18 protein-coding genes and 1 pseudogene are annotated in these 15,817 nt (G+C 68.6%); 7 read left to right on the top strand and 12 right to left on the bottom strand.

All coding sequences use genetic code 11. From position 1 onward, the window contains the following. Positions 1-146 precede the first annotated feature (146 nt). Entirely contained in the window at positions 147-629 is a 483-nt protein-coding gene (locus ABZ297_RS26405; RefSeq protein WP_355351077.1) for a helix-turn-helix domain-containing protein, read from the bottom strand. A 100-nt stretch (positions 630-729) separates the two neighbouring features. Here ABZ297_RS26405 and ABZ297_RS26410 point away from each other — a divergent pair, with 100 nt between their 5' ends. Beyond that, entirely contained in the window at positions 730-1,308 is a 579-nt protein-coding gene (locus tag ABZ297_RS26410) for a dihydrofolate reductase family protein (protein WP_355351079.1), read from the top strand. Between the two features lie 105 nt (positions 1,309-1,413). Here ABZ297_RS26410 and ABZ297_RS26415 read toward each other — a convergent pair whose 3' ends face one another. Continuing rightward, a complete protein-coding gene (locus ABZ297_RS26415) occupies positions 1,414-1,722 on the bottom strand; it encodes a hypothetical protein (RefSeq protein WP_355351081.1) in 309 nt (102 codons plus the stop codon). 3 nt (positions 1,723-1,725) lie between these two features. On the opposite strand from ABZ297_RS26415, the gene ABZ297_RS26420 reads away from it, so the two are divergent. After that, complete coding sequence (locus ABZ297_RS26420; RefSeq protein ID WP_355351083.1) at positions 1,726-2,337, top strand: hypothetical protein; 612 nt, start codon at positions 1,726-1,728, stop codon at positions 2,335-2,337. 48 nt (positions 2,338-2,385) lie between these two features. Here the strand turns inward: ABZ297_RS26420 and ABZ297_RS26425 are convergent, their stop codons facing one another. Beyond that, positions 2,386-3,276: a haloalkane dehalogenase gene (locus ABZ297_RS26425; RefSeq protein WP_355351085.1), complete on the bottom strand. Its 891-nt coding sequence runs from the start codon at positions 3,274-3,276 to the stop codon at positions 2,386-2,388. A 139-nt stretch (positions 3,277-3,415) separates the two neighbouring features. Here ABZ297_RS26425 and ABZ297_RS26430 point away from each other — a divergent pair, with 139 nt between their 5' ends. Next, on the top strand, positions 3,416-4,270 hold the full coding sequence (locus tag ABZ297_RS26430; protein WP_355351087.1) for a MarR family transcriptional regulator: 855 nt from the start codon (positions 3,416-3,418) through the stop codon (positions 4,268-4,270). Here ABZ297_RS26430 and ABZ297_RS26435 read toward each other — a convergent pair. From ABZ297_RS26435 to ABZ297_RS26455, 5 genes are all read right to left on the bottom strand, one after another. After that, positions 4,231-4,824, bottom strand: coding sequence for an FAD-dependent oxidoreductase (locus ABZ297_RS26435; protein ID WP_355351089.1), 594 nt, complete (start codon positions 4,822-4,824; stop codon positions 4,231-4,233). The genes ABZ297_RS26430 and ABZ297_RS26435 overlap by 40 nt on opposite strands. After that, a complete protein-coding gene (locus ABZ297_RS26440; protein WP_355351091.1) occupies positions 4,821-5,018 on the bottom strand; it encodes a ferredoxin in 198 nt (65 codons plus the stop codon). Before ABZ297_RS26440 ends, ABZ297_RS26435 begins: the two co-directional genes overlap by 4 nt. Positions 5,019-5,038: 20 nt before the next feature. Continuing rightward, positions 5,039-6,139, bottom strand: coding sequence for a cytochrome P450 (locus ABZ297_RS26445; RefSeq protein ID WP_355351093.1), 1,101 nt, complete (start codon positions 6,137-6,139; stop codon positions 5,039-5,041). A gap of 196 nt (positions 6,140-6,335) precedes the next feature. Beyond that, positions 6,336-7,766, bottom strand: coding sequence for an MFS transporter (locus ABZ297_RS26450; RefSeq protein ID WP_355351095.1), 1,431 nt, complete (start codon positions 7,764-7,766; stop codon positions 6,336-6,338). Then, a complete protein-coding gene (locus ABZ297_RS26455; protein ID WP_355351099.1) occupies positions 7,763-7,939 on the bottom strand; it encodes a hypothetical protein in 177 nt (58 codons plus the stop codon). The genes ABZ297_RS26450 and ABZ297_RS26455 overlap by 4 nt, the downstream gene beginning before the upstream one ends. 94 nt (positions 7,940-8,033) lie before the next feature. Here ABZ297_RS26455 and ABZ297_RS26460 point away from each other — a divergent pair. The 3 genes and pseudogenes from ABZ297_RS26460 to ABZ297_RS26470 form a co-directional block, all read left to right on the top strand. Beyond that, a pseudogene (locus ABZ297_RS26460) lies at positions 8,034-8,297 on the top strand (hypothetical protein); the annotation flags it as partial. 101 nt (positions 8,298-8,398) lie between these two features. Further along, positions 8,399-9,205 carry a MerR family transcriptional regulator gene (locus ABZ297_RS26465; RefSeq protein WP_355351101.1) on the top strand — a complete coding sequence of 269 codons (807 nt, stop codon included), beginning with the start codon at positions 8,399-8,401 and terminating at the stop codon, positions 9,203-9,205. Beyond that, positions 9,202-10,191 (top strand): BtrH N-terminal domain-containing protein, encoded by a 990-nt coding sequence (locus ABZ297_RS26470; RefSeq protein ID WP_355351103.1) that lies wholly within the window; start codon positions 9,202-9,204, stop codon positions 10,189-10,191. Before ABZ297_RS26465 ends, ABZ297_RS26470 begins: the two co-directional genes overlap by 4 nt. A gap of 189 nt (positions 10,192-10,380) precedes the next feature. Here ABZ297_RS26470 and ABZ297_RS26475 read toward each other — a convergent pair whose 3' ends face one another. From ABZ297_RS26475 to ABZ297_RS26485, 3 genes are all read right to left on the bottom strand, one after another. Further along, the gene (locus tag ABZ297_RS26475) at positions 10,381-11,355 is read right to left on the bottom strand and encodes a cytochrome d ubiquinol oxidase subunit II (protein WP_355351105.1); all 975 of its coding nucleotides are present in this window, start codon (positions 11,353-11,355) and stop codon (positions 10,381-10,383) included. A gap of 13 nt (positions 11,356-11,368) precedes the next feature. After that, positions 11,369-12,637 carry a cytochrome ubiquinol oxidase subunit I gene (locus tag ABZ297_RS26480; protein WP_355351107.1) on the bottom strand — a complete coding sequence of 423 codons (1,269 nt, stop codon included), beginning with the start codon at positions 12,635-12,637 and terminating at the stop codon, positions 11,369-11,371. A 567-nt stretch (positions 12,638-13,204) separates the two neighbouring features. After that, positions 13,205-13,927: a TetR/AcrR family transcriptional regulator gene (locus ABZ297_RS26485; protein WP_355351109.1), complete on the bottom strand. Its 723-nt coding sequence runs from the start codon at positions 13,925-13,927 to the stop codon at positions 13,205-13,207. Between the two features lie 77 nt (positions 13,928-14,004). Here ABZ297_RS26485 and ABZ297_RS26490 point away from each other — a divergent pair, with 77 nt between their 5' ends. Further along, positions 14,005-14,319, top strand: coding sequence for a DUF1330 domain-containing protein (locus ABZ297_RS26490; protein WP_355351111.1), 315 nt, complete (start codon positions 14,005-14,007; stop codon positions 14,317-14,319). Between the two features lie 4 nt (positions 14,320-14,323). Here the strand turns inward: ABZ297_RS26490 and ABZ297_RS26495 are convergent, their stop codons facing one another. Then, positions 14,324-15,541: a serine hydrolase domain-containing protein gene (locus tag ABZ297_RS26495; RefSeq protein ID WP_355351113.1), complete on the bottom strand. Its 1,218-nt coding sequence runs from the start codon at positions 15,539-15,541 to the stop codon at positions 14,324-14,326. Between the last annotated feature and the right edge of the window lie 276 nt (positions 15,542-15,817).

The following is a 15,817-nucleotide window of genomic DNA, read 5'->3' on the forward strand; positions in this document are numbered from 1 at the left end:
GGCTGCCTGACCGGAAGGGGGCGGTGCAGTCGGGTGCTACCTGGGCTCGCAGGCGTTCGATCTCGGCTCGTAGGTCAGGTCAACCCAGCACCTCGACCTTGCCTGCGTCTCGCCGGAGGGGCATTACCCGGACCCCGCGTAGGACGTCAGAGCGCGGCGGTGTACGCCTCGGCCAGGCGTTCCATGACGCTCGGACCCTCCCGTTCCGGGGCCGGTTCGCCGAGATGGACGGTCCGCAGCTCGGCCATGAACTCACCCCACAGCTCCAGCCCGCCGGCTGCGAGCAGTTCTCCTCGCACCCGCAGCCGCCTCGTGGTCGGCCGGTGGCGCAGACCCCACTCGCCGAGCTGCGCGAAGACGGGCACCAGCTGAATCGACGCCTCGGTCAGGCTGTAGGCAGCCCGCCGTCCCGGCCCCGCGTCCTCACGAGTCAACAGACCGGCCTTCACCAGCCGCTTCAGCCGGTCGGCCAGGATGTTGGAGGCGATCCCCTCCTCGGAGCCGGCGAGCAGCTCCCTGAAGTAGCGCCGATTCCCGAACATCACGTCCCGCAGCACGAGCAGGCTCCAGCTGTCACCGAACGCCTCGACCGCGGCATTGATCGGACAACCCGAACGCGGCGACTCCACCAACTCGAACCTCGCTTCCAATCTGGTTGCAATCTACTACCGGGTGGCCTAGCGTGCGACTACCGATTGCACATCGCAAGCAGATCGCAGGAGGCGACGAATGAGCGACATTGAGCCGCAGACCGCAGGCGGGAAGGTGCTCTGGCACTTCACGATGTCGCTGGACGGCTTCGTGGCGGGGCCGAACCACGCGATGGACTGGATGACCGGGTTCTCGTTCCGTCCGGGCCTGATCGACGAGTACGTCAAGACCACGGGCGCCGTGCTGGGGGGTCGAGATGGCTGGGACCACTCCCCGGACGCCGGCCGCGTGTACGGCAGCGCCTGGAACGGGCCGGTCTTCGTGCTCACCCACCATCCCGAGGACGCGACGCCCGCCGACGGAGTCACGATCCTGAGCTGTGACCTGACCGAGGCGGTGCTGATCGGGCTGGAGGCGGCCGGCGGCAAGAACCTCGAAGTGTTCTCGCCCACCATCGGCCGTCAGCTTCTCGAGCTGGGACTGATCGACGAGATCGACCTGCACATCGCACCGATCCTGCTCGGCGAGGGCATCCGGCTGTACGACAACCCCGGCAGTGAACCAATCCCCCTCCACCGGCTCGGTGGAGGCGACCCCTCGTCGGTCGTGAACGTACGGTACCGGCCCACCACAACGGCGAAGACCTCGGCCGAGTGAGTAGCGGGGTGACGGAGCAGTAGCGGTTGGCGTCAGGCCGCTGCGGGGCGGGTTCGGTGTCCGGCAAGGCGGGCGGCCCAGCCGGTCTGCCGGTACGTTCGCGCGCTATGACGAGCGCTGGCCTCGGTGGTCCGGCCTGGTCCGTAGGCCGTCGAGGATGAACGCGAGGTAGCGCCGCCATGGTTGTGAGGCGCCGACGGACGGCAGGTCCACTACGGAGTCGATCATCGCAACGATGGGCGCGATGTCGTCCACTGTGATGTCGTCGCGCATCGTGCCCTGTTCCTGGGCGCGGGCGATGAGGTGGCCACAGGACTCCATGATGCCGTCCCGGCTGCGCGCGATCTGCTTGCTGTCGCTCGCGCCCTGCCGTATCAGCTCCCGGAGCCCGCGGTCGGTCGCGGCTTGTTCCAAGGCATGCTCGAGGAAGGCTCTCAGTGCTTCGTAGGCGTCCCGCCCTGCCGGCGCGGCCTGTGCCGTGGCGCGGATGTCGTCGAGCTTGCCGGCGTAGACGGCCTCAGCGAGCTGACGCGTACCTACAGCGGGGCCAAGGCCGGCCTGCAGTCCTTCCCGGCCAACGACCTCCTCGGGGTCGCCTTCGGCATCATGCAGGCCGGCAGCGGCGTCTCCTATATCGGCTACAACCCCGGCGCGGTCTCCACCGGCACGCCCGCGAGCCTGCCGCAACCGCTACGTGCTGCGACAAAGGCGTTCTTCACCCTGTTCGCCACATCAGCACCGAGGGCGATAGCGCCCATGACCGTGCTCCTGGACGATCCGCTGGCCGAGCCCTTCACCGCGCACCGGCAGAAGCGTCGACTGCCGCTGGACGGCAGCGCATTCGACTGGCATGACGCACAACGCCTCCATGACATCACGCGAGAGCTGATTCGCGCTGACGCCATCCATCAACAAGACATCCTCAACGGCTGTTCCTGGGTTCCTCTGCCCCGAGGTTCTGAGAACGACGGTCAACGACAAAGCGGACGCCGCCCGGACGATCAGCGGGTGTGTCAGCACTCCTCATGATGAGAACTGAAGGGCGACATCGTTCACGTGAGGTAGTGCGGGCTGAGGTCATGCCTGGGAGGACGACGCCGGCGAGAGGAGGCGGTGCCGGTTCAGCCAGCCGGCGATGGCCTGGCCGATGGCGCGCGGCTGGTCCTCGGGGGCCTGATGGCCGGCGGGTCCAATCCCTTCAATTTCGAGGGCGGCGATGTTCTGGCGGGCCCAGTCCACGATCTCGGAGGAGGCGATACCGACACCGTCCTCAACCGTGAGGAGCAGTTTGGGTACCTCGGGGCTGGTGGCGAGCCATACGCCGTAGGCGTCCATGCGCTCGGCCACATCGGCCGGTTCGCGGTCGAAGGGAATCTCGCGCGGCCACTGGAGTAGCGGACGGCGGGACGCCGGGTCGGTGTAGGGCGCGCGGTAGACGTTGTGGTCCTCCGGGCTGAGGCCCTTCTTGATGGCGAATGGGTGGGGCAGGGCGTACTCGATGGCGGCATTCTCCTCCAGCAGTAGCCGCTCGCCGAGCCCTGGGGTGCGCAGCGCTCGAGAATGGTCGATCACGTCCTGCGGCAGCTCCGCCCACATCTGCGGCCGCAGGAACGTCTCCAGAAGGGCGACGCCGCGCACCTGGCCAGGGTGGCGAGCGGCACGGTCCATGGCCAGTGCGCCGCCCCAGTCGTGGCCGACAAGGACGGCCTCCTCCAGCCCCATGGCTTCGAACCACGCATCCAGGTAGCGGGCGTGGTCGGCGAAGCGGTAACCGATGTCGGGCTTTCCGGAGGCGCCCATCCCGATCAGGTCCGGGGCCAGGACCCTGGCGCGATCGGCGACGTGCGGGATGACGTTGCGCCAGATGTAGGACGAGGTGGGGCTGCCGTGCAGGAACACCACCGGCGACTCCCCCTGCCCGGTCTCTGTGTAAGCGAGATAGGAGTCCATGACGGCGACGGTTTGCATGATCGTTAGACCCTTCTTTGAGCTTGTGCCTGGACTCTAGGTTCACACTCTCCCAACTGTCAACATTCCAACTAATGCCGATGCAACCGTCACCGACAGAACCGTCAATCTGCTAGCATCACGCCAGGAGGTGAGGCCCGTGCCCGACCAGGTAAGGAACGTCGTCGACGACGAATCCGGGCCGCTGCATGCGACCACCGGCCACCTGATGCGCCGCGTGTTCACCGCCGTCACCACTCATGCTGTGCAGGACGGGCCACAGTCGCGCGAGTTCGTGGTGCTCGACATCCTCGCCGACGAAGACGCCCCCTCACAGCAGGACCTCGCCCACCGGCTCGGCATCAATCGCACGATCATGGTCAGGGTGCTCGATCGGCTCCAGGAGGCGGGCTATGTCGTCCGCACCCGCAACCCGGCCAACCGCCGCACCTACGTGCTGTCGCTGACCGAGGCGGGCCGTACCGCTCTGGACGGCATGCGCCAGGCCGTCGCCGACCGCGACGCCCGGCTCACCGGCGCGCTCACCAGGCCCGAACGGCGGCGCCTCGCCGCATTACTGACCAAGCTCGTCGCCGACGACGGGCCATCCGCCATCCACAGCATCGAACACTTGATCGCCCAGGCCCACTACCGGCTGCGCCGTCTTGGGGATCATCGGCTCGCGGCGTACGGCCTGCGCACCCGCCACTTCGCCTTGCTGCCCGCCCTGGATCGGCTCGGCCCCTGCCCGCAAGAGCAACTGGCCCGATACCTGCACCTGACCGAACCGGCGACCGCATCACTCATCGAGGAACTGGTGCAGGCCGGCATCGTGTCCCGCGGCCAAGACCCGCACGACCGACGCCGCTATGCCCTACAGCTCACCGAGCTCGGCCGCGCCCGCATCCCTGTGGTGCGTGAAGCCCTGGAGAGCATGGAGCGCGACGTCGACGACGTCCTCGGCCCGGACGGCGCTCAAGAACTTCGCACTCTGCTCACCAAGCTCTTGCCGTAAGGCGGATCGACACGCCCTCCGCATGAGGCTTGTTGGAGCGCTTGTCGCCAGGGGGTTCGTTCGGCGACGTAGCGGCGGAGGTTGCGTGCTTGCCGTGGAAGGTTCCAGGTCACAGCACCGGTGACATGGCCGTCGGTGCCGTACAGGCCGGCGAACCGTCCGGTGGCGGCCACATGTACGCCGCTGAGCTCGTGTCCGGCGGGCAGGCGACGCGGGGTGACCCCTGTGGCGATCACCAGCCCGTCGTAGGCCAGCACGCTGCCGTCGGAGAGGGTGAGCTTGCGTGCGCTGGTGTCGAGGGCGATGGCGGCGATGCCCAGCAGCCAGTCCGCGCCCAGCGTGCTGAGGGTGTCGTGGCTACGCAGCGCCACGCGGTCGGGCTCCCACGTGCCGCGCAGGATCTGCTTGGACAGCGGCGGCCGATCATAGGGGGGCCGCCGCTCCTCGCCGACCAGAGTCAACGAATCGGTGAACCCGTGCTGGCGCAGGGTTTCGGCGACGGTCAGGCCCGCCACCGAAACGCCGACGACCACGATGCGGGAGAGCCGGTTCACGACGTGGTCAGCGTGATCGCCAGGGCCGGGCAGATGCGGGCGGCCTCGCGGACGTCCTCTTGCAGCCCGGGTTCTGGGGTGTCGTGGAGGAGCGTGACGATGCCGTCCTCGTCGCGCTGGTCGAACACGCCGGGTGCGATGAGGACGCATTGCCCCGAGCCGGTGCAGGCGTCTTGATCGACGATGACTTTCATGCGCTTTCTCCTTCTGTGATTTACCAGGTGACGGGCAGTTCGCGAACTCCGTAGAAGACGGCGTGGTGTTTGAAAGTCAGGTGTTGCAGCGGTACGGCCAGGGCCAGCGTGGGGATGCGCCGGTAGAGGGTGCCGTAGACGACCTGCAGTTCAACTCGGGCCAGTGGCCGGCCCAGACACTGGTGGGCGCCGTAGCCGAAGGCGACGTGGTGGCGGGCCCTGCGGCGGACGTCGAGGGCGTCGGGGTCGGGGAAGGCCGACTCGTCCCGGTTGGCGATGCTCTTGACGACGATGACACCTTCGCCCTTGCGGATCAGCCGGCCGCCGATCTCGAGATCCTCTCGCGCGACGCGGCGGGCCTCGGTGTGGGTGATGGACAGGTAGCGCAGGAGTTCTTCGACGGCGTTGGCCACCACCGCGGGGTCACCGTCACGGACCGCCCTGAGCTGGTCCGGGTGCGCCAGCAACGCGGCCGTGCCCAGCGCGATCATGTTCGCGGTGGTGTCGTGCCCGGCCACCAGCAGGAGCTGACCCATCGTGGAGATCTCCCGCCGGGTCATCGCGCCGCTCCGATACTGCTCGACGGCCAGCCTGCTGAGGACGTCGTCGCCCGGCTCTGCGTTCTTCCGGTCCACCAGGCCGTCCAGGTAGACGTTGAGCTCCTCGCTGGCGGCCATGGCCTGAGCGGGATCGCCCTCATCCATGACGAGCGCGCCCGCCACGCGCTGGAAGAAGGCGCGGTCGGCGTAGGGCACTCCCAGTAACTCGCAGATCACCAGCGTGGGGACCGGTAGCGCGATCGCCTCTACCAGGTCGGCCGGCTTCGGGCCGGCGAGCATCTCGTCGATGAGATCATCGACGATCTGCTGGATCCTGGGCCTCAGCGCCTCCATTTTTTTGATCATGAAGTCCGCGGTCAGGAGCCGCCGCTGCGCGGTGTGCTCCGGCGGATCCATCTGCATCAGCGTCTTCATCTGCGCGTCGCGTGCCTTGCTCACCGCGTTGGTATGCGGAAAGCCAGGTTGTGCGACGTCGACGCTGATGCGCGGATCGGCGAGCACCGCGCGAGCATCCGCGTAACGGGTGACCATCCACGGGGTGCTGCCGTCCCACAGTCTCACTCGCGAGATCGGCGCTTCTTCGATCCGGCGGGCCAGCTCCGGCGCCGGATCAAACGGGCACTTCGGCGCACGGGCCATGGGGAACAGCTGCGGCTCTGATGGGGCGTCAGTCAAGGGATCTCCACGTCTCGAATGCGGTCAGCGACGATGTCAGGCGTGTGCTGAACAGGGGCGAGGTCCTGAGCCGGACAACCGGTCACGACCCTCGGGGCGGCGGGGCCTGATCGGCCGGTTCCCTCAGGCTCCTACGATTGGCGGCGTGGGCGCTGAGGGCGCCGATCGCGCAGATGACCGCGAGTCCGAGCAGCATGTTCCGGGCCGCGTCGAGCATCGAGGCGCCGCCCAGGTTGACCAGGACCCCGGCCACCGCCGTGCCGAACGCGATCGACAGGCTCGTCACGGTGGCGATCGCCGCCGCCGCCCGTCCGCCTTCCTCTGGATCCTGGGTGCTGGACATGGCGGCCACGGACAGGTGCGGATAGGCGAGACCGATTCCCGCCCCGGCGACGAACAGCACCGGCACCCACACGAGCACCAGCCAGATCGGCGTGTCTTCGCGCTGCAGCAGCCCCTGAACGAGGAGGCCGGCGGCGAGCAGCACCGGGCCGAGCATGCGCAGCCGGCGCATCGCACGGTGCCCTGTCACCGACGAGCTGCCGATCTGGGTCACCGACCAGCCGAGCGAGATGGCCGCGGCGAAGAACCCCGCCACGAGGGGTGGCAGCCCGGCCAGCTGCTGGCCGAACAGAGGCAGAAACGACTCGGCCGCGACGCCGAAGGCCAGCAGCCCGAGCGTCAGGTAGACCCACTTCAACGACGACCCGCTTTGGTAGGTCGTACGCGGGAAGACCCGCAGCTCGCTGCGCCGCTCATGGACGACGAACCCGGCCATCAGCAGCAGCGCCACCCCGATACCGGCGGCCTTCGCCGGCGTGCCGGCCACGACCCCCGCCACGCTCACTGCCCCAGCCGCGGCCGTCAACAGCAGCAGCGACACGGCCGGGATCGGCACCCGCCTGGTGCTGCGTTCGCTGCGAGGCAGCACACGGGGCACGATCGCGCCGCACACAGCCCCGATCAGCGCCATCGCCGCGAACGCCAGCCGCCACGAGCCGACCTGGGCGAACAGGCCGCCAATCGCCGGTCCGGCGAAGTTGCCGACGCCGTACATCGCCGACATCAGTGCGGTGCCGCGTGTCCAGAGCCGGGCCGGCAGCGCCGCTCGGATGACGGCGAACCCCAGCCCGGACAGCAGCCCGGCGCCCAGTCCCTGGACGCCCCGGGAGACCAGGAGCACCGCCATCGCCGGGCTCACCGCGCAGGCCAGCGAGCCCGCAGTGAACGTGGCGAAGCCGAGGAGGTAGGCGCCGACGTTCCCCCATCGGGACGGGAACCGGCCGGTGAGCATCGTCGCGATCACCATGGCGACGAGGTAGATCGTCATGTTCCAGGCGTAGAAACTCGCGCCGCCGAGCTCGGCCACCGCGGTCGGCAGCAGGCTCGCCGCCAGGTAGATGTTGATCGCGCCGACGAGCACTCCGCCGGCCAGCACGATCGCCGCGCCGAGATGCTCCCGGCCCAGCAACTCCCGCCACGCGGGCGGGGCGGAGGGCGGGGTGAGGCTCACGCGCTCACCTCCACGAGTCGTTGAGGGCCGCCTTGGGCCTCCCCTGGTTCGGAGCCGCTGGGCCAGGGCCGGGTAGCCGTTTGCGCGTCGGCCGGTCCGCGGCGCAGCAGCGGGACGAATGTCTCGTTGGCGGGCTCCGCGCCGCCGGGCTGTTCGTGGTCGTCAGAACTCATGACTTCAAGGCTGTCGTTGAACTGTCCCCGGAGACTTCTCCGCCGCCTGTCGTGGACGGTGCGGGGCCGATGGCTGGGAAAGCCTCAAGCCTCGATGGAACCTTGCCTTCCGCTCACCGTCGGCGGAGAGCCGCTAGAACGCCGTCAACGACCAGGCGGCTGGAGTCGGGGCGATGGTCGTGCGCGGCACCCCACGCGACAGCTTCAACACGCTGGACACCCTCCTCAACCTCGACGGCGGCGTGCGCCCCGAGACGGTCGCGACCGGCAGGCATACCGCGACGGGCCGGAAGACGAGCTCGCCAGCCTCAGGCTCGTCCTGAACGCCGGCGTCCTGTGGAACACCCGCTCCCCCGACGCCGCCGTCGCCCAGCTCCGCGTCGAACACCACAAGATCAAGGACGACGACATGGGGACAGCGGTGGACTCTCCCACCATGGGAGAGTCCACCATGGTGGCGTGCAAGACGAACTTCTCACCATCGGGCGCTTCGCCCGCCTGTGCCGGCTCAGCGTCAAGCAGCTACGGCATTACGACGATATGGGGCTGCTGGCTCCGATCCGCGTGGACGCCAGCTCCGGCTACCGCTATTACGCATCCGAACAGGCGCGTGATGCCCTGACCATCGCCCTGCTCCGTGAGATGGATCTTCCCCTGTCTGTGATCGCTCAGGCGCTGGCTGCCGAGCCTGAGCGCAGGGCACAGATCCTGCGCGGCGAGCGGGACCGGCTGGCTGAGCGGATCAGCAGGGACCAGGCACGGGTGGAGATGCTGGAGCGGCTGGCGGAGGGCGGCCTGCCCGGCTATGAGGTGACGATGAGCAGGGAGCCGGAGCGACGGCTGGCAGTGGTGCGAGCGGCCTGCACCCCTGCGGAGATCGGGGAGAAGGTCGAGGAGTGCGCAGGCCGGCTGCTGCCCGTGCTCGGCAAGGCGGGAATCGGATGGGAGCCGCCGCTGTGGGGGCTGTACCCGCTGGATCTGGAAGAGCGGATGGAGATCGCCATCGGAGCGCAGACGCTGCAGGGGGAAGGGGCGCCTGGCCTGGAGTTCGAGGTACTGCCCGGCGGATCCGTTGCCGAGACCGTGCACATCGGGCCCTACGCCCAGCTGCCCTTGGCCTACAACGCTCTCTTCGCCGCCATCCACGAGCGCGGACTGCGCCCGCAAGCACCCGTACGTGAGGCGTATCTCGTCGGACCGGCAGAGGCCCCGCAAGAAGAACTGATGACCAGGCTGATCATCCCCATCCAGGAGGGCATGGCATGACCACGGTGATAGACATCGATGCCCGCGCTACGCAGCACTGCGAGACGACGGCTCTGGGGGTGCTGCTGCGGCACCAAGGGCTCGATCTGTCCGAGCCCATGCTCTTCGGCCTCGGCTCCGGTCTGTCCTTCATCTACTGGGACGGCAAGAACATGGACTTTCCCTTCCTCGGGGGACGAGTCAAGCCTTTCGACCTCACCAGAAACCTGGCCACCAGACTCAAGCTGGAGCTCCTGGTCCAGGAGACCACCTCGCCCCGCAGGGCATGGGAGAACGTGGTGGCGTCCATCGACGCCGGTCACCCCGTCGGGCTGCAGCTTGACAGCTACTACCTGGACTACTTCGGGTCGAAGGTGCATTTCGGCGGCCATGTCGTCGCCATGTACGGCTACGACGACCACGACGCCTACCTGGCGGACACCGACCAGCAAGGCGGAAGAGTGTCCACCAGCCTGACCAGCCTCGCCCAGGCCAGGGCCGCGCGCGGCCCGATGACCGCCAAGCACCGGTCCTTCACCCTCACCGCTCCAAGGAACCCGCCCTCCCCACAAGGCCAGGTCATTCCCGCCATCACCGCCTGCGCCGACGCCTTCCTCAACCCGCCCATCGCCAACCTCGGCCACCGAGGCATCGAGAAGGCCGGCAAGTTGCTACGCACATGGTTCCAGCGCACTGACAACCCGCAACGGGACCTGCCGCAGGCCGCCCTCTTGATGGAGAAGGCCGGCACCGGCGGCGCCCTGTTTCGTAACCTCTACCGCGACTTCCTCGCCGAATGCACCCAACTGGTCGACAGCAGCCACCTGCGCACCGGTCACAGGTTGTACGCCGAGGCAGCCACCCTATGGACGGAGGCCGCAGCACTGATCACAAAAGCCGGTGAATCAGACGATGCGCAGTACCTCGTACACGCAGGCACCGTCCTCTGTGATCTTTCACGTATAGAGCGCGAGGCTATGCAAGCGCTGAGCTGTTTGGCGGAGTGAAACGAAGCAGGGCGAGAACAGGATCTTTCAGACAGTGACTTTGACGGTGGCCGACCTCAGCGTGGATCTCACCGATGATGGTGAGGTGGGCAAGGGTGACAGGCCTCCCCAGACGACGGCGAGCAGGCGAGGCAGATTGCCGGCCTCCACGATGGGGTGTAGCAGGATGTTCGATTCCGCCGCCGACGCTCAGAAGTAGCTGCTGGCGGTGCGTGCGCGGAAGGCCCACCAGCTCCACGCCTGGTAGGCGAGGATCACCGGGATCAGCACCACTCCGAACGCGGTCAGGATCTGCAGCGTGGCGCCGTCGGCCGCGGCCTCGGCGACGCTCAGGCCTGCGCCGGCTTCGGTGGCCAGCACGTACGGGTACTGCCCTGCCCCCACCAGCAGCACCGGCGCGACCGTTGCACAGCAGGTGGCGGCGAAGGCGCGGATGCGGTGCCCGCGCGACAGCGACCACCAGGCGGCCATCAACGCCGTCACCAGCAGCCCGGTCAGGAGCGCCGAGGTGAGCGGGTTGGTCATCGAAGCGCCCATGCCCAGCAGCGTCAACACCAGCGCCAGGACGGCGGCGGCGCCTGCCGTGCCCACCAGGGTGGTGCCCGCCCGGCGGGCCCTGGCGGCCAGGTCAGGGGCCGAGCGCAGCGCCAGGAAGGCCGCCCCGTGCGCGGCGAACAGCAGCGCGAGGATCACCCCGCAGGCCAGCACGAACGGCGTGAGCACCTGGCCGGCCCCGATGTGGAAGCTGCCGTCGGCACGGCGTGGCACCCCGTGCAGCAGCAGCCCCACCATCAGCCCCCAGCACACGGCCGGCAACGCGCCGCCTGCCACGATGAGCGCCTGCCACCAGCGGCGGCCACGGCGGGTACGGCGGCGCAGCTGGACCGCGGTGCTGCCCACCACCAGCCCGGCCAAGATCGCCACCACCAGCGGGTACAGCCCTGACAGTAGGCCGCCCTCCAGGTGCGGGAAGGCGCCGAACAGTACGCCGGTGAAGGCCACCAACCACACCTCGTTGCCCAGGAAGAACGGCGCCATCGCACCCAGGGCCGCATCGCGGTCTTTCATGAACGGGTGCAGCAACTGCACGCCGAGGTCGTAGCCGCCCAGCACGAAGTACCCGGACAGCAGCAGCCCGAGCAGGGCCAGCCAGAACGTCTGCATGGTCGTCTCGCTCTCAGAAAGCCGGAACCGTTTGCTTGTCTTCGGGCGCAGGCTCGGGGGCGCCGAGCTGGGTGGCGTCCGGGCCGCGTCTGGCCAGGCGGGTGATGAGCGTCCAATTCGTCACCGCCAACGCCACGAAGATGGCGATGAAGGTCGCGCATGAGATGGCCAGCGCAGCCGTACTGACATGGGACAGGGCGTCGGCGACCTTCAGCTCGCCGTAGACCAGCCACGGCTGGCGGCCCACCTCGCGGAAGACCCAGCCGCCCACCGAGGCGATGAACGGGAAGGGGATCATCGCGGTCATCAGCCAGGCCAGGGGGCGCCAGCGCACCAGCCAGTCCTTCCACAGCAGGATGACGGCGATCAGGGTGATGGTGGAGATGGTGTTGCCGATGATCGTCATGGCGTCCATCGAGACCCGGAGCCATTCGCCCGGCAGCGTGTAGTCGCCCGGCCCGTACTGCTGGACGAGTTGGGCCTGCACGTGGGCGACGCCGCTGTCGTCCATGGCGGCGATCTTCATCGGCTGGGTACGGCGCAGCAGGGGGAACTGCATGTCGCCGACGATGATGACGAAGAAGGAGGCCAGCATGGCCACCCACACCCCCGTGCGGAGCGAGCCGCGAAACAGGTCGGTCTCCTTGGTGCCGCGGGCGAAGTGGTAGGCGCTGACGCCGGCGACGAACACCCCGCCGGTCGTCAGCGCGGCCAGGGTGACGTGGGCCAGCGCGATCAGCGCGCTCGGGTTGGTCAGCAGCGCGGCGAAGTCGGTGAGGTAGGCGGCTCCGTCGCGTACTTGGTGGCCGACCGGGTGTTGCATGAAGCCGTTGGCGACGAGGATCCAGTAGCCGGAGGCGTAGGCGGTCAGGGCCACCAGCCAGATCAGCGTGACGTGCACGCCGCGGCGCAGCCGCCCCCATCCGAAGGTCCACATGCCGAGGAAGGTGGATTCGGCGAAGAAGGCGATGAGGGTTTCCAGGGCTAGCGGGGCGCCGAACACGTTGCCGGCGAACTTGCTCAGCCCGCTCCAACTGAGCCCGAACTGGAACTCCATGACGATGCCGGTGGCGATGCCGACGGCGTAGTTGATGAGGTAGAGCTGACCCCAGAAGCGCGTCATGCGCTCCCGTACGGCCGCTTTGGCGGGATCTCGGGTGAACGCGGCCCTGGTGTGCATGATCGCCACGATGGGGACGAGGCCCATCGTGAGGATCACGAACAGCCAGTGGATGCCGGTGGTGGCCGCGAACTGGAGTCGGGCCAGATCCGCAGCGCTCATGGTGCGACCTTCCTGATGCGGTGGTGTGGTGTGGGGCCCGTTGTGACCGTAGACGACAGGCGCTTATGCCTTCCAAGACCGGTTTTGCCATGACCGGATAACCCGCAAGGCATAATTCCTCGCTGATGGCCCACATCCAGCTCGCCGCCCCACATAGAGCTCACCCAAGGAGCGTTCGACGCAGAAGAGCTTGCCCGTGTCGTTCAGCAGGGGTCGGGGCCGCTGTGGTTGAAGGTCCGGGACTCGGGTCCGTGTCACCGGCCCCAAAGCAGCTCTGTGTAACGAAGGCGACCGGTGTGCTCACATGAATGGCGGTGTTCTCCCGAACGTGGGGTGCCACCGGGATACGGCGGAAAGAGGCCACGTCCCTGCGCTGACCGGACAGAGCGGAAGGCGACCCTCGTTCGATGAAGGCCGCACGCTCCTGCCATCCGGCCGCCCCGGGCCAGGGCCGATGCCACGCGGCGGCCCGTTTCTGCTGTATTCCGGTGGTACCCGAACGTGGCCCCAGGGCCAAAGTAGCCATGCGTAGCGACCGTCACTCATTGTGGCGTGGTCAGATGCGGCTCAGCTCAGGCCCAGCGACCTGACCAGGTCGAGCATCTCGGCGCGGTGCAGGGCGGCCGGGTTGCCTGCTACGGGGTGGATGTGGCCGTCGATCTCCAGGGCGACCAGGCCGTGCATCCGGCCCCAGACGCGTAGCGCGAGCGCCGCCGCGGCGGGCGGCACGTCGGGGAGCTCCTCTCGGATCTTCGCCACGTAGTCCGGATGGAGGTCGGACCAGGAGGTGTCTTCGGGTTGGTGGTGCCGGGCATGCGGCCATGTGGTCGCCACCAGGCGGGTGAGTTCGCGGCACACGCGGCGGGCCGTCTGGTCGACCGGCCCGTCCTCGGGCGGCTGGTAGCCCGGGACGGGATGTCCGTAAAAGAGCCGGAAGCTCTCCGGATGGGCCAGTGCCCACTCCCTCAGCGCCTGGCCCCAGGCCATCAACCTGCCACCGGGGTCGGTGTTGGGCACCGCGTTGCTGGCGGACTCCAACGTATCCGCGAGCGAGGCGGCGATCTCGCTGATCAGTGCCGTGATCAGGTCGTCCCGGGTGGGAAAGTAGCTGTAGATCGCGCGCGCGGTCATCCCCATCTCGCGGGCGATGCCCCGCAGCGAGATCGCTCCCGGCCCGCCTTCGGCCATCTGCCGCAGCGCGATGGCCTTGATCTCCCGGCTCGTCTCCACCCGCAGCCGCTCCCGGCGGCTCATCATGCCGTCGGCGCGTTCGCCCTCATCGATGCCCACCTTGAGCAGGTTACAGGGATGCGCTACTCTCCACCGAGTCAAAGGTACACGCCGTGTCCAAATGAAACGGAGTTTCCATGCCTGCGTACGTCATCGCCAACGTCGATGTGCTCGACGAGGAGGCCGGCTGGGCCTACGCTCCCGTGGCCCAGCGGTCGATCCTCGACCACGGCGGCCGTTACCTCGTCGCGGGCCCTGTGCCCGAACCGGCCGAGGGCGCCTGGGACTCCTCCCGGCTCCTGATCATCGAGTTCCCCGACATGGACCGCGTCCGGCAGTGGTACGACTCCCCTGAGTACCGGCGGGCCAGGGAGATCCGAGACGGCAAGGCCCGGGTCGGGCTGCTCTTCGTCGAAGGCTCCCCGCCCGAAGGCTTCACCCTTCCCTCCTAGCCCGTCAGGAGAACGCCGTCATGATGATGTTCATCATCCTCGGCTTCACGCTCTCGGACTTGGCGTCCACCGAGTTGTAGGAGTAGACGAGCGTGCGGGGCGACTCGCCAGCGCCCGCCGGGTTGCGCAGCCCGCCGATGCCCGTGAGATAGCCGTACCGGCCGCCGGTCTTACCCCACAGGACGATCCCGCCGGGCAGATCCAGCCGGGTCAGCCCCATGCTGTAGTTCGCCTCCTTCTTCGCGTCGCCGTACATCCTGACCTCCTTGGGCGGAACGGTGAACATCTGCTCCAACTGGGCCGCCGGGACGACGTCGCCCCGGAAGAGCGCCCTGGTGAAGCGTTCGAGGTCGGCGGTCGTGGACACGAGGTTGCCAGCCGCCCACTCGATCGAGTGCCCCCAGACGGTCACGTCGATCGTCTTGCCGTCCAGCACCTGGTAGCCGTTCGTGTGCGGGCCGTGGAGGAACGGGTCGTCGGTGGGCAGAGAGGTGTCGCGCAGTCCCAGGGGGCGCAGGATCCGCTCGCGCACCTGCCGCTCGTAGCTCGACCCGGTGATCTTCTCGATCAGCATCCCCGCGACGGTGTAGTTGATGTTGAGATAGTGCTGCGCGGTGCCCGGCTCGAACTCCATCTTGTCCTGTACGGCCAGCGCCACGATCCGCTCCGGTGTCCAGTGCTCGAAGCGGCGCTTGTAGAGCCAGGTGAACCCGTCGGCCGTCTCCTCGGCCGGCAGTCCCTTGCTCTGGTCCGCCGGGGGCAGGCCGCTGGTGTGGTTGAGCAGCTGGCCGACCGTGACCGGCCGGTAATTCTCGGGGAGCAGGCCGGGCAGGTAGTGCTGGACGGTCTGGTCGAGGTCCAGCCTGCCTTCGGCGACGAGCTGAAGCACCACGGCCGCGGTGAAGACCTTCGTCACGCTTCCCGCCCGGAAGCGGGCGTTGGCGGGCACCGGCCGCCTGGTGTGCAGGTCCCGCACCCCGGACACGCCCTGCCAGCTCCCCCCGGAGCCGCCCACCCGGACCTGGGCGGCAGTCCCCTCGGCGTCGGGAAGCCCGGCGATCGCCCGGCGCAGCGCGTCCGGGTTCACCGGCGGCAGGGCCTGCCGCGCGGTGGCGTGGGCGGCCGGGGCCGTCCGGGCCGTCTGGGCCATCGCCGGGGCGGCCGTCCCTGCGGTGATCGCGGCGAGGGCGAGTCCGGCGAGCGCGGTGCGGCGAATCCTCATGGTCATCCTCCAGATCGGTTCTGTCTGCTGGAACCAATCCTGGAGATCGCGGGCCCCGAGGGGATCGCCGGTGAGAGCGGTCCTGGAGCTCCCTCGCGAGAGGGAGCCGCCTCGGGCGCAGGAGTGAGCCACAGCCGTACCGAAGCCCGGCAAACCGGCCCTCCGCTCGGGATCGAAGCGGCCCACGCCGACTCGGGGTTCTTGCCAGCTCCAACCCGGTGGATATGGGCTGGTCAGCGGTGCGCACCCGCCCCTCATCACGGGCGGGGAACTCCC

It is taken from the genome of Nonomuraea sp. NPDC005983, from assembly GCF_040614375.1.
In the GTDB taxonomy this organism is placed as follows: domain Bacteria; phylum Actinomycetota; class Actinomycetes; order Streptosporangiales; family Streptosporangiaceae; genus Nonomuraea.

What these genes read in the sequence shown, in the direction of transcription:
- ABZ297_RS26475 (WP_355351105.1), bottom strand. Translation starts at nt 11,355, where the DNA reads ATGCAGACGTTCTGGCTGGCCCTGCTCGGGCTGCTGCTGTCCGGGTAC.
- ABZ297_RS26455 (WP_355351099.1), bottom strand. Translation starts at nt 7,939, where the DNA reads ATGAGTTCTGACGACCACGAACAGCCCGGCGGCGCGGAGCCCGCCAAC.
- ABZ297_RS26480 (WP_355351107.1), bottom strand. Translation starts at nt 12,637, where the DNA reads ATGAGCGCTGCGGATCTGGCCCGACTCCAGTTCGCGGCCACCACCGGC.
- ABZ297_RS26490 (WP_355351111.1), top strand. Translation starts at nt 14,005, where the DNA reads ATGCCTGCGTACGTCATCGCCAACGTCGATGTGCTCGACGAGGAGGCC.
- ABZ297_RS26420 (WP_355351083.1), top strand. Translation starts at nt 1,726, where the DNA reads ATGCTCGAGGAAGGCTCTCAGTGCTTCGTAGGCGTCCCGCCCTGCCGG.
- ABZ297_RS26410 (WP_355351079.1), top strand. Translation starts at nt 730, where the DNA reads ATGAGCGACATTGAGCCGCAGACCGCAGGCGGGAAGGTGCTCTGGCAC.
- ABZ297_RS26440 (WP_355351091.1), bottom strand. Translation starts at nt 5,018, where the DNA reads ATGAAAGTCATCGTCGATCAAGACGCCTGCACCGGCTCGGGGCAATGC.
- ABZ297_RS26470 (WP_355351103.1), top strand. Translation starts at nt 9,202, where the DNA reads ATGACCACGGTGATAGACATCGATGCCCGCGCTACGCAGCACTGCGAG.
- ABZ297_RS26495 (WP_355351113.1), bottom strand. Translation starts at nt 15,541, where the DNA reads ATGAGGATTCGCCGCACCGCGCTCGCCGGACTCGCCCTCGCCGCGATC.
- ABZ297_RS26425 (WP_355351085.1), bottom strand. Translation starts at nt 3,276, where the DNA reads ATGCAAACCGTCGCCGTCATGGACTCCTATCTCGCTTACACAGAGACC.